Here is an 11,078-nt window from a genome sequence, read left to right as displayed (position 1 = left end):
CTCAATGTGGCAGTTACTGAAAAAGGTCCGCCATTTTATGGAAACCGCCAGCCCATTCCCCGGAGGAAAACATGGCCAGGCAAAAGTGTAGCGGTATTAGGCGCAGCTATTTAGGCGCGCCAGATATTAACTGGCCCGAACAACCTGCGTAACTACGTATAAGTAGTTAACATATAGTTATGTAGTAGGGGTTTAGGGATACTAAACCCATTAGAGAAGTTGCCAAAAATAGGCTGCAAGTTATTTATACTTTAGTCCGACTAGACCTAAGTTTATATTTTATCTTCTTTATAAGACAATATTCTCGAATTAAGATGGTGTTAATTCTCTTGCTCAATGTTTGTGTGCTGGAGAATGGTGTGATTGCATTTTTTATATGGTGAATTTGCTCTTTGTTAAAGTGGCAATAACCATTAATTCTTGTGCTTATTCTTTTTGCCAGACTATATGTCTGGTGAACCGCTGGTGCTATGGTTTCGATCTCGCTCTTGCTTTTTGTGTTAAGCAATTCATTGAAAACAGCCATGGCACATATTATATCATCGACATCTTTTATTCGAGGTGCGTTAGTTATACTATTTTTCCTGACTCGGTATAAAACAAGAACATCGGTCATGCGTTTGATTTTTTTTGATAGAAGATATGTTTTGGGTATTAAAGCTATATCTTCATAATGCCTGTCAATTGGAAAGCGCAACGTATTAAATATGAATTTTTTATAAACTCTTGCCCATGGAAACCATTCGTTTTTAGAAAATGTTTCACGTAGATTACTTATTGAATCTATGGTTAATGTTTCGTTTGTGGATACGATAGATACAGCGGTTACTTTCTGTGTGTTGTCGTCATAAAATCTATTTGCATTAAACTCAATTAAATCAATGTCATCAAGCTTTAGTGTTGGACTGATTTTATCCCAAAATGATGAATCCCAAAGATCATCACCATCTAAAAATGCCAAATACTTCCCTGAACAAGCATCAATCCCTGCATTTCTGGCAGCAGATACACCTTGGTTTACTTGAGTGATTAATTTAATGGATTTATTTTTGTTTTTACTTATGAATGATTCTATTTCTTCAATGGAGTTATCTGTAGAGCCATCATTAATCACAATGATCTCGACGCTATCATCTATTTGACAGCATACGGATTGTAAACATTGATAAATATAATCCTGGCAGTTATAGCAGGGGATTATGACGCTTAACAAGACAGGGGTATCCATTAAATGTTTCCTTAAGTTACAAAACTTAATCCAAATTAAACTTTTTGCGAGGCTGAGAGTTTCCTCGAGTTTTTTATCTTACCATACCGAAGAAGGAAATCATCGTGTAATTGTATACAGTCGTAGACCAGGTAGACTAGTGCACTTGCAATATAGTGCGGAATGATTTCGTGAGCAACGGATAGTTCTTTTCCAGCATGATACATTAATGTACTTAATCTGTAGTCAGCCAGAAATTAACATCTTCTAAAATTATAAGTCAATTTTAAGGTTTAGCGGTGATTATGTGGCTGTGGGGATAAACATTTAATAAACCGGGGGAAGGGAGGCTATCACTGGCGAAAAAAGCCAGAAGGCGCTGACGCTTATCCGGCTTGCATACGACATAAACTGGTGGCCGGAACAGGCGCAATTGCTCTCCGGCGCAATACAGATTACTTCAGTTCATCAACCATAGTGACGGCGCGACCAATGTAATTGGCTGGCGTCATTGCTTTCAGGCGAGTTTTTTCGTCTTCCGGCAGGGCCAGACCGTCGATAAACTGCTTCATACCTTCAGCGTCAACGCGTTTGCCGCGGGTCAGTTCTTTCAGCTTCTCGTAAGGCTTTTCAATACCATAGCGACGCATCACGGTCTGGATCGGCTCGGCCAGAACTTCCCAGTTATGGTCCAGTTCATCCAGCAGATGATCGCGATTCACTTCCAGTTTGCTCACGCCCTTCAGTGTGGATTGATACGCGATCAGCGCATAGCCAATACCGACGCCCAGGTTGCGCAGAACGGTTGAGTCCGTCAGGTCTCGCTGCCAGCGGGAAACCGGCAGTTTGCTCGCCAGATGTTGCAGTACCGCGTTAGACAGACCCAGGTTGCCTTCGGAGTTTTCGAAATCGATTGGGTTAACCTTGTGCGGCATGGTGGAGGAACCGATTTCGCCAGCGATAGTTTTCTGTTTGAAATGGTTCAGCGCCACGTAACCCCAGACATCGCGGTCAAAGTCGATCAGGATAGTGTTGAAACGTGCGATGCAATCAAACAGCTCGGCAATGTAGTCGTGCGGTTCAATCTGCGTGGTGTACGGGTTCCACTGGATGCCCAGCGACGTAACAAACTCTTCGCTGAACTGATGCCAGTCTACTTCCGGGTAAGCGGCGATGTGGGCGTTATAGTTACCCACGGCACCGTTGATTTTACCGAGAATTTCGACCTGGTTAAGCTGGCGGTACTGGCGCTCCATACGGTAAGCCACGTTAGCCATTTCTTTGCCCAGCGTAGACGGGGTGGCAGGTTGACCGTGGGTACGGGAGAGCAGAGGGATATCGCGATACTGTACGGACAGATCTTTCACTGCGTCGATAAGCTTACGCCAGTATGGCAGGACTACTTCGTCGCGAGCGGTTTTCAACATCAGCGCGTGAGACAGGTTGTTGATGTCTTCTGACGTACACGCGAAGTGGATAAACTCGGAAACGGCATGCAGTTCCGGGATATCAGCCACTTTTTCTTTCAGGAAATACTCAACTGCCTTCACATCATGGTTAGTCGTACGCTCAATGGTTTTGATACGCGCGGCATCTTCTTCATTGAAGTTAGCGACGATCGCATCAAGGAAACCGATTGCGTCGGCAGCAAAAGCAGGAACTTCCTTGATCGCTGCGTGCGCGGCCAGTTTTTGCAGCCAGCGTACTTCAACCTGTACACGGAATTTCAGCAAACCGTATTCACTGAAAATCCCGCGCAGCGCGCTGACTTTATCGCCGTAGCGTCCATCGACAGGGGAAACGGCGGTCAGTGAGGATAATTCCATAGATCACAACTCCGGGGTTAAATGAGCAAGAATTTGTTTTGCCTGAGTCGTCAGGCGATTACGAGAAAACATGAGTTGCAGACGGCCTCCACCAACCTGATGCCAGAGCACTGCTGCACGAATGCCAGCCAATAGCGAAGCGCGTACTTTAGCCTGAACTTGTGGGCTCTGGAGGATAGCAGGGGAACCCGTGACCTGAATACGCGGGCCGAGTGGGCTGATGACGTCAACATAAATGCCAGCCATCGCGCTCAGCAACGTTTCTGACTGCAAATCAAAATGGTCCAACTGGCGCTGTAAGCCGTTGATACGGTCTCCCAGCGTGTCCATAGCGCCTTTGGCCGCTGACAGCTTACGCTCCAGTACCATCAGGCTTAACGTGTAGCGGGTGAGTTCCGCGTTCAGCCCCTGACGACTGCTGGCGTTGAGCACGCCGAGCAACGTTTCAAGGCCAAGTCGCAGGTTAGCTTCACTCCCGCCAAAAACCCCAAGCGTCGAGCTGGGGTTCATGTCGATGATACTGTTAAGTGAAACGTGTAACGCATCGGCATCACAATGCCCCTGGTGCGCCAGTTCTTGCACCAGGCGTGCCGACTGGCATATACCTGCCAGGGCGAGGGTGATGTCATAATAATTCTTTGCCACGTTCACTGCTTCCTTGTATCAAATGTGTAAATAATTAGACCGGCAAAGGCAGGCGTTGTTCGATAATTCCGCCGCCGAGGCAGACTTCGCCATTGTAAAAGACAGCCGACTGACCCGGCGTTACCGCCGCAACCGGTTCGTCGAAAATGACTTCAATACGTTCAGCATCCAGCGCTTTAACGGTGCACGGAATGTCAGTCTGACGGTAGCGGGTTTTCACCGTGCAGCGCATTGTGCCGGTGAACGGTTCGCGATCGACCCAATGCAGCTGTTGTGCCACCAGGCCAACGGACATCAGGCGTGGGTGTTCGTGACCCTGAGCGACAACCAGAATGTTGTTCTCAACGTCTTTATCCACCACATACCATGGATCTTCCGTCCCTTCTTTCGTACCGCCAATGCCCAGACCTTTACGTTGGCCCAGAGTGTGGTACATCAGTCCCTGGTGCTGGCCAATCTCTTCGCCGTCAACGGTGATGATTTTGCCAGGCTGAGCGGGCAGGTAGCGACCAAGAAATTCGCGGAACTTACGTTCGCCGATGAAGCAGATACCCGTGGAATCTTTTTTCTTGGCGGTAATCAGACCGAGATCTTCGGCAATTTTACGCACCTGTGGTTTTTCCAGTTCGCCGACCGGGAACAGACTTTGCGCGATTTGCTCATGGCCGAGCGTATAGAGGAAATAGCTCTGGTCTTTATTGCCATCAAGCCCTCGCAGCAGGCGGCTTTTGCCGTCGACATCAGCGCGGCGCACGTAGTGACCGGTGGCGATGTAATCGGCACCTAAATCTTCAGCGGCAAATTCGAGGAAGGCTTTAAATTTGATCTCTTTATTGCACAGAATATCCGGGTTCGGCGTACGACCCGCTTTGTACTCTTCAAGAAACAGCTCAAAGACGTTGTCCCAGTATTCTGCGGCAAAGTTAACGGTATGCAGTTCAATGCCAAGTTTGTCACAGACAGCCTGTGCATCCGCAAGGTCGGCAGCCGCTGTGCAATATTCCTCGCCATCGTCCTCTTCCCAGTTTTTCATAAACAGGCCTTCTACCTGATAGCCCTGTTGTTGCAACAGCCAGGCAGAAACGGAGGAATCGACACCGCCGGACATGCCGACGATCACTTTTTTTGGGCTTTCAGACATAGGAATACTCACGACATTGAACTTCAAGGCGGCATATTCTAGCACGCAGCCCTTTACTTGACACCCTCTGTAAACGGCCAGTTAAATTCACCGATCATTGCCAGCGAATAGCGCTGCCCGCTCTGATAACAGAGAATGCTCTCGGCAACCAGCGGTGAGCGCAGGTTTGGCGCTGAGAGAATCTCTTCTGCGCTGACCCAGCGACAGCAATCAATATCACTGTCATGGGGTTCAGTAGCGCACATATTGGCAAGTTCGATAGAAAACAGAAAACGTAAAAAAGGCGTTCTGTCCGGCGCAATCCATTGGTGCATCCGAATGAAGTGCTGCGGCTGTGCGTTGATGCCTGTCTCTTCCCATAGCTCACGGGCGGCGGCCTGTACCAGGGTTTCGTCTGCTTCCAGGTGCCCGGCAGGTTGATTCCACAAGGCTTTGCCATTTATGGTTTCCTCAACGACTAAAAATTTATCTTCTGCATGCACAATGCAGGCGACCGTAACGTGTGGTTTGAACATACCGATTCCTTATACAGTTGCATCCCGCCATTCGCCGTTAGCGAGATTATCCAGCGTGTAATTACCCATGGCATAACGGATGAGGCGTAGCGTAGGAAACCCAACATGTGCTGTCATACGCCGTACCTGACGGTTGCGGCCTTCATATAAGGTGACTTTTAACCAACTGGTGGGAATATTCTTCCGTTCACGAATGGGCGGGGTTCTCGGCCACAGCCAGGCGGGTTCTTCTACCACTTCAATGCCTGCAGGCAGCGTGGGGCCATCGTTAAGCGTTACGCCAGTGCGCAGGGCTTCCAGCGCTTCGGGCGTAGGTTCTCCCTCAACCTGAACATAATAAATTTTCCCCGTGCGCTTGCCGGGCTGCGTTAACCGCGCCTGTAATGCGCCATCATTGGTCAGCACTAAAAGCCCTTCACTGTCCCGATCCAAACGACCCGCAGCATACACGCCTGGCACAGGAATAAAATCTTTTAACGTTTTGCGTCCCGCTTCGTCAGTAAATTGTGGCAAAACATCGTAGGGTTTATTGAACAAAACCACTCGTTTTGGCTGGTTTTCTTTACGCTGCTTAGTGACTTGTCGTGAGCTGAATCGCTTAACTTGGTGATTTCTAAAAGAAGTTTTTTGCATGGTATTTTCAGATTATGTCAATTGCCGCATTATAGCCTAAGAACGAGTGTCTTTCATGGCGACGAACAATAGGGTAGTATTGACACGCTCATTACAAATCATTAACAAAAAATTGCTCTAACGCAGTCGTGCAGCAGGACGCCAATGCACATGCAGCGCGATGACAGACGAGCAAACCAGAAGCGCTCGAAGGAGAGGTGAATGGAAAGCAAAGTAGTTGTTCCGGCGGAAGGTAAGAAGATCACCCTGCAAAACGGCAAACTCAACGTTCCTGAAAATCCGATTATCCCGTTCATTGAAGGCGACGGTATCGGCGTTGATGTAACCCCACCGATGATCAAAGTTGTCGATGCTGCTGTCGAGAAAGCCTATAAAGGCGAGCGTAAAATCTCCTGGATGGAAATCTACACCGGCGAGAAATCCACTCAGGTTTATGGCCAGGACGTCTGGCTGCCTGCTGAAACCCTTGATCTGATTCGTGAATATCGTGTTGCCATCAAAGGCCCTCTGACCACGCCAGTTGGCGGCGGTATTCGCTCTCTGAACGTTGCTCTGCGTCAGGAACTTGACCTGTATGTCTGCCTGCGCCCGGTGCGTTATTACCAGGGTACGCCAAGCCCGGTAAAACACCCTGAACTGACCGACATGGTTATCTTCCGTGAAAACTCCGAAGATATCTATGCGGGTATCGAGTGGAAAGCAGACTCCGCAGATGCTGAGAAAGTGATTAAATTCCTGCGTGAAGAAATGGGCGTGAAGAAAATTCGCTTCCCGGAACATTGTGGTATTGGTATCAAACCGTGTTCTGAAGAAGGGACCAAGCGTCTGGTTCGTGCGGCGATCGAATATGCCATCGCGAACGATCGTGATTCTGTTACCCTGGTACATAAAGGTAACATCATGAAGTTCACTGAAGGCGCGTTCAAAGACTGGGGTTACCAGTTAGCGCGTGAAGAATTCGGTGGCGAATTGATCGATGGCGGCCCGTGGGTGAAAATCAAGAACCCGAAATCCGGCAAAGAAATCGTGGTTAAGGACGTTATCGCCGATGCGTTCCTGCAACAGATCCTGCTGCGTCCTGCTGAGTACGATGTGATTGCTTGTATGAACCTGAACGGCGACTACATCTCTGATGCGTTGGCAGCACAGGTGGGGGGGATTGGTATCGCGCCAGGCGCGAACATCGGTGACGAATGTGCGCTGTTCGAAGCGACCCATGGTACTGCACCGAAGTACGCAGGCCAGGATAAAGTGAACCCTGGCTCTATCATTCTGTCTGCAGAAATGATGCTGCGCCACATGGGTTGGGTCGAAGCGGCTGACCTGATCGTTAAAGGTATGGAAGGCGCGATTAACGCGAAAACCGTAACCTATGACTTCGAACGTCTGATGGATGGCGCTAAGCTGCTGAAATGTTCAGAGTTTGGTGACGCGATCATCGAAAACATGTAATCCAGATTCTGGGTTGTATGAGAACGGGAGCCGAGAGGTTCCCGTTTTTTTGTGCCTGCAACATTGTTTCCCCAAAATGCTTCCCCAAAAACCAGGCGTGCTCACCCCGTTTTTACTTCGACAACAGTTCAATCCTTACCCCTGTCGTCGTGATATTTGTCTGTCATTTTTCTTGATTTATGTTCCAATAATTTGTGGATATCAATCCCTTGTGCTTTATATCTTCTTTCTGAAAGTGATTGTTGCTCGTGGTTCGTAGTATATTGAAAGTATTATTGGTTATTAGGTGCTCTGTATGTCCTATTCCATCGGTGAATTTGCGAGGCTTTGTGGAATAACCGCCACAACGCTGCGCGCCTGGCAACGTCGTTATGGACTTCTCAAACCACAACGTACGGATGGTGGGCACCGGTTGTATAGCGATGACGATATCCAACAGGCGCTTAAAATTCTCGATTGGGTGAAAAAAGGCGTACCGATAAGCCAGGTTAAACCGTTGCTGTCCCGCCCTGGTGCCCGGCGAACGAATAACTGGCTCGCTCTGCAAGAGAGTATGCTGCAGCGCTTGAACGAAGGGAAAATAGACTCTCTGCGCCAGCTTATTTATGATGCCGGTCGCGAATATCCCCGCCCTGAACTGGTGAGCGAGGTGCTGCGCCCTCTGCGAAGCCAGGTATCAGCTAACGTGCCGGCTATCATGACGCTGCGTGAAATCCTTGATGGTATTATTATTTCTTACACCTCGTTTTGCCTGGAAGGGGATAAGCGTGCGCCGGGCGATAACTACCTGATTACAGGCTGGCATCTTACCGACCCCTGCGAGATCTGGCTTGAAGCGCTTGGTCGCACTGGACAGGGACATCGCATTGATGTGCTTCCTGTACCGCCCGCGATGCTTGCGCCTGAAATTTTCCCCGAACGCAAATGGCTGTTGGTGACGTCCGGCAAACTCACCGTAGCGCGCAAAAAACAGATAGACCTCTGGCAACAGCAGGTCAACTCCCTCGAAGTGATCCCGCTTTAATTCTCTGTCATTACCTTTCTTGTGTGTTGATTGGTCATTACCTTTCTTGTGTGTTGATTGGTCACTACCTTAGTGGCTTACGAATAAATTTGCTCAAAAATATTAAACTTTAATTTATTGAATTAAATGAATTTATAATTATTTTTTAGTATAAACTTGGACAAATTAAAGTGTTTGTGTAAGTTTTAATTATACCGCCTACGTAATGTGGTTCACACAAGGGTAAGAGCTATGCGCGCACCGCCATCCGTTATCGACAGGTTTGTGGATTACTACGCCAGTTTGGATCGCCAGCCCGTCCCCGCGCTTGCCGGTTTGTACGACGTGCACGCGGTACTTGTCGATCCCTTCGGGGAACATAACGGGCTGTTTGCCATTCAGCGCTATTTCTCGCATCTCCTGGCGAATGTGAACGCCTGCCGTTTTGCCATTGACCCTCCACTGTGTGAGACCGGGAGGTTTGCCGTGACGTGGACAATGTACTGGTCGCATCCGCGTATTGCTGGCGGAGAAATACGATCTTTGCCGGGATGTTCAATGGTCGAGACACATGGCGAGAAGATTTTTCGCCAGCGTGATTATTACGATGCCGGTGAGATGCTCTATGAGCATCTGCCGCTGTTGGGTTGGGCCGTTCGCCACGTTAAAAGGAGGGTGCGCGCATGATGACTGTCCTCATTACTGGCGCAAGTTCAGGGATTGGCGCCGGGCTTGCAAAATCATGGGCCGATGACGGCTGCCACGTGATTGCCTGTGGCCGCAATCCCGAAAGGCTGGAACAACTGCGCCAATCCCACGCCAACATCACAGTACGCCTGTTCGATATGACAGACAGGGACGCCTGTCGCCAGGCGTTGGCGGACTGCAAACCCGAACTGGTTATTCTCTGTGCCGGAACTTGCGAATATCTCGACCACGGCTGGATAGATGCAGGGAAGGTTGAACGGGTGATGGCGGCGAATTATCAGGGCCCCATCAACTGCCTGGCAGCGCTTCAGCCGCAGTTAACTTCCGGTAACCGTGTGGTGCTGGTCAGTTCGATGGCGCACTGGCTGCCGTTCCCACGGGCGGAAGCCTATGGTGCGTCTAAAGCCGCGCTAACCTGGTTTGCCAATAGTTTGCGTCTGGACTGGGAGCCAAAAGGTATTGCCGTGACCGTCGTTTCGCCAGGATTTGTTGATACCCCGCTTACCCGTAAAAACGATTTTCCTATGCCCGGGCAGGTGAGTGTAAAGCAGGCGGTGAAGGCTATTCGTCGTGGCCTGGCGAAAGGAAAAAATAGTATTGCCTTCCCGACAGGTTTTGGCGTGTTGCTGCGTCTGTTGGCCGGGCTGCCTGAGAGTCTCCAGCGCACGTTGCTGCGCAGGATGGTGCGTTCATGAAAATTGCTATCATTGGCAGTGGTATTGCCGGATTAACCTGCGCCTGGCGTCTGGCCGGACATCATCAGGTGACGCTTTTTGAAGCGGCGTCGACCCCTGGCGGCCATACTGCGACGGTAGATATAGCGACTCCACAGGGGAATTTCGCGATTGATAGCGGCTTTATCGTCTACAACGACCGAACTTATCCGCGTTTTATGGGCTTGCTGAGTGAACTCGGTATCCAGGGGCAAAAAACGCAGATGAGTTTTTCGGTGCATAATACGCAAAGCGGTATGGAGTACAGCGGTCATACTCTGACTTCCTTGTTCGCCCAACGTCAGAACCTGCTCAAACCCGCATTTTGGGGAATGATGAAAGAGATTGTCCGTTTTAATCGTCTGGCTAAACGGGCATTGAATGATGTCGATGCCAACGCCACGCTACAGACCTTCCTCGACCAGCACCATTTCAGCGCGTTCTTTGCGCGTCATTATATTCTGCCGATGGGCGCAGCTATCTGGTCATCTTCGCTACAGGAAATGCGCCATTTTCCGTTGCCGTTGTTCTTACGCTTCTTTGAACACCACGGCCTGCTGGATATCTGGCATCGTCCGAAGTGGTACGTGGTGCCAGGCGGATCGCGCGAGTACATTCGCGTTATGCTGGCGAAGCTGGGTGAGCGTCTGGCATTGCACCTCAATGCGCCTGTTCAGCAGGTCATTCGTCACGACAGCGGCGTCAAAATCCAGTTGGCAGGATCAGTACAGACGTTTGATCAGGTGATCTTCGCTTGTCATTCTTCGCAGGCTCTGGTCGTGCTTGGTGATGCCACCACCGCAGAACTCGACGTGCTGGGCGCAATTAGCTGGCAGCGTAACGAGGTCGTTTTGCACAGCGATCGCCGCTGGTTACCGGTACGCGAACGCGCGTGGGCAAGCTGGAATTACCGCCTGAGTGGGCAAGATCGCGCCAGCGCCTGTGTCACCTATAACATGAATATTCTCCAGGGATTACCCGAAGGAAGCCCGCTATTCTGCGTGACCCTCAACCCGGACACCCCTATTGACGAGCGATTCGTCTGGCGACGCTTTGTCTACGAGCACCCATTGTTTAATCCCGACAGCTGGCGCGCGCAGGCGCGCCGCACTGAGATCAACGGCCTGCGTCGGACCTGGTTCTGCGGGGCTTATTGGTACAACGGCTTTCATGAGGATGGCGTGCGCAGCGCGCTCGATGTAGTACACGGCATTGCCGCAGGAGAGGGGGGCTAA

Annotated in this window: 12 protein-coding genes and 1 pseudogene; 6 read left to right on the top strand and 7 right to left on the bottom strand. The window is 50.0% G+C overall.

Features of this window, described 5'->3' with window-relative positions; translation table 11 throughout:
* Window positions 1-91 (top strand): hypothetical protein (locus tag FHD02_RS24530; RefSeq protein WP_039391442.1); only part of this gene is annotated, 91 nt, incomplete at its 5' end.
* Window positions 92-244: 153 nt separating this feature from the next.
* On the opposite strand, the gene FHD02_RS21515 is transcribed toward FHD02_RS24530, so the two are convergent.
* The 6 genes from FHD02_RS21515 to rluE all read right to left on the bottom strand — a co-directional run bounded on the left by FHD02_RS21515 (window position 245) and on the right by rluE (window position 5,967).
* Window positions 245-1,228, bottom strand: a complete 984-nt coding sequence (locus tag FHD02_RS21515) for a glycosyltransferase (protein ID WP_220394303.1) — start codon at window positions 1,226-1,228, stop codon at window positions 245-247.
* Window positions 1,229-1,662: 434 nt separating this feature from the next.
* The gene (purB, locus tag FHD02_RS21510) at window positions 1,663-3,033 is read right to left on the bottom strand and encodes an adenylosuccinate lyase (protein ID WP_016153410.1); all 1,371 of its coding nucleotides are present in this window, start codon (window positions 3,031-3,033) and stop codon (window positions 1,663-1,665) included.
* Window positions 3,034-3,036: 3 nt separating this feature from the next.
* A complete protein-coding gene (gene hflD, locus FHD02_RS21505; RefSeq protein WP_042309320.1) occupies window positions 3,037-3,678 on the bottom strand; it encodes a high frequency lysogenization protein HflD in 642 nt (213 codons plus the stop codon).
* A gap of 34 nt (window positions 3,679-3,712) precedes the next feature.
* Complete coding sequence (gene mnmA, locus FHD02_RS21500; RefSeq protein WP_003832402.1) at window positions 3,713-4,819, bottom strand: tRNA 2-thiouridine(34) synthase MnmA; 1,107 nt, start codon at window positions 4,817-4,819, stop codon at window positions 3,713-3,715.
* A gap of 53 nt (window positions 4,820-4,872) precedes the next feature.
* Window positions 4,873-5,334 carry an NUDIX hydrolase gene (locus FHD02_RS21495; RefSeq protein WP_137359953.1) on the bottom strand — a complete coding sequence of 154 codons (462 nt, stop codon included), beginning with the start codon at window positions 5,332-5,334 and terminating at the stop codon, window positions 4,873-4,875.
* 9 nt (window positions 5,335-5,343) lie between these two features.
* The gene (gene rluE / locus FHD02_RS21490) at window positions 5,344-5,967 is read right to left on the bottom strand and encodes a 23S rRNA pseudouridine(2457) synthase RluE (protein WP_137349607.1); all 624 of its coding nucleotides are present in this window, start codon (window positions 5,965-5,967) and stop codon (window positions 5,344-5,346) included.
* 201 nt (window positions 5,968-6,168) lie between these two features.
* Here rluE and icd point away from each other — a divergent pair, with 201 nt between their 5' ends.
* Complete coding sequence (icd, locus tag FHD02_RS21485; RefSeq protein ID WP_042308974.1) at window positions 6,169-7,419, top strand: NADP-dependent isocitrate dehydrogenase; 1,251 nt, start codon at window positions 6,169-6,171, stop codon at window positions 7,417-7,419.
* A 128-nt stretch (window positions 7,420-7,547) separates the two neighbouring features.
* Here the strand turns inward: icd and FHD02_RS24525 are convergent.
* Window positions 7,548-7,676, bottom strand: a pseudogene (locus tag FHD02_RS24525) (integrase); the annotation flags it as partial.
* A gap of 38 nt (window positions 7,677-7,714) precedes the next feature.
* Here FHD02_RS24525 and FHD02_RS21480 point away from each other — a divergent pair.
* The 4 genes from FHD02_RS21480 to FHD02_RS21465 all read left to right on the top strand — a co-directional run bounded on the left by FHD02_RS21480 (window position 7,715) and on the right by FHD02_RS21465 (window position 11,078).
* Window positions 7,715-8,443, top strand: coding sequence for a MerR family transcriptional regulator (locus tag FHD02_RS21480; RefSeq protein WP_042308973.1), 729 nt, complete (start codon window positions 7,715-7,717; stop codon window positions 8,441-8,443).
* 231 nt (window positions 8,444-8,674) lie between these two features.
* Window positions 8,675-9,109, top strand: coding sequence for a nuclear transport factor 2 family protein (locus FHD02_RS21475; protein WP_038639921.1), 435 nt, complete (start codon window positions 8,675-8,677; stop codon window positions 9,107-9,109).
* A complete protein-coding gene (locus FHD02_RS21470) occupies window positions 9,106-9,825 on the top strand; it encodes an SDR family NAD(P)-dependent oxidoreductase (protein ID WP_137359955.1) in 720 nt (239 codons plus the stop codon). The genes FHD02_RS21475 and FHD02_RS21470 overlap by 4 nt, the downstream gene beginning before the upstream one ends.
* A complete protein-coding gene (locus FHD02_RS21465; RefSeq protein WP_220394302.1) occupies window positions 9,822-11,078 on the top strand; it encodes an NAD(P)/FAD-dependent oxidoreductase in 1,257 nt (418 codons plus the stop codon). The genes FHD02_RS21470 and FHD02_RS21465 overlap by 4 nt, the downstream gene beginning before the upstream one ends.

The organism is Citrobacter sp. EC_71, assembly GCF_019584005.1.
Classification (GTDB): domain Bacteria; phylum Pseudomonadota; class Gammaproteobacteria; order Enterobacterales; family Enterobacteriaceae; genus Citrobacter; species Citrobacter werkmanii.
This window is presented reverse-complemented; position numbering and strand designations above follow the sequence as displayed.

What these genes read in the sequence shown, in the direction of transcription:
- icd (WP_042308974.1), top strand. Translation starts at nt 6,169, where the DNA reads ATGGAAAGCAAAGTAGTTGTTCCGGCGGAAGGTAAGAAGATCACCCTG.
- purB (WP_016153410.1), bottom strand. Translation starts at nt 3,033, where the DNA reads ATGGAATTATCCTCACTGACCGCCGTTTCCCCTGTCGATGGACGCTAC.
- mnmA (WP_003832402.1), bottom strand. Translation starts at nt 4,819, where the DNA reads ATGTCTGAAAGCCCAAAAAAAGTGATCGTCGGCATGTCCGGCGGTGTC.
- FHD02_RS21480 (WP_042308973.1), top strand. Translation starts at nt 7,715, where the DNA reads ATGTCCTATTCCATCGGTGAATTTGCGAGGCTTTGTGGAATAACCGCC.
- FHD02_RS21475 (WP_038639921.1), top strand. Translation starts at nt 8,675, where the DNA reads ATGCGCGCACCGCCATCCGTTATCGACAGGTTTGTGGATTACTACGCC.
- rluE (WP_137349607.1), bottom strand. Translation starts at nt 5,967, where the DNA reads ATGCAAAAAACTTCTTTTAGAAATCACCAAGTTAAGCGATTCAGCTCA.
- FHD02_RS21470 (WP_137359955.1), top strand. Translation starts at nt 9,106, where the DNA reads ATGATGACTGTCCTCATTACTGGCGCAAGTTCAGGGATTGGCGCCGGG.
- FHD02_RS21465 (WP_220394302.1), top strand. Translation starts at nt 9,822, where the DNA reads ATGAAAATTGCTATCATTGGCAGTGGTATTGCCGGATTAACCTGCGCC.
- FHD02_RS21495 (WP_137359953.1), bottom strand. Translation starts at nt 5,334, where the DNA reads ATGTTCAAACCACACGTTACGGTCGCCTGCATTGTGCATGCAGAAGAT.
- FHD02_RS21515 (WP_220394303.1), bottom strand. Translation starts at nt 1,228, where the DNA reads ATGGATACCCCTGTCTTGTTAAGCGTCATAATCCCCTGCTATAACTGC.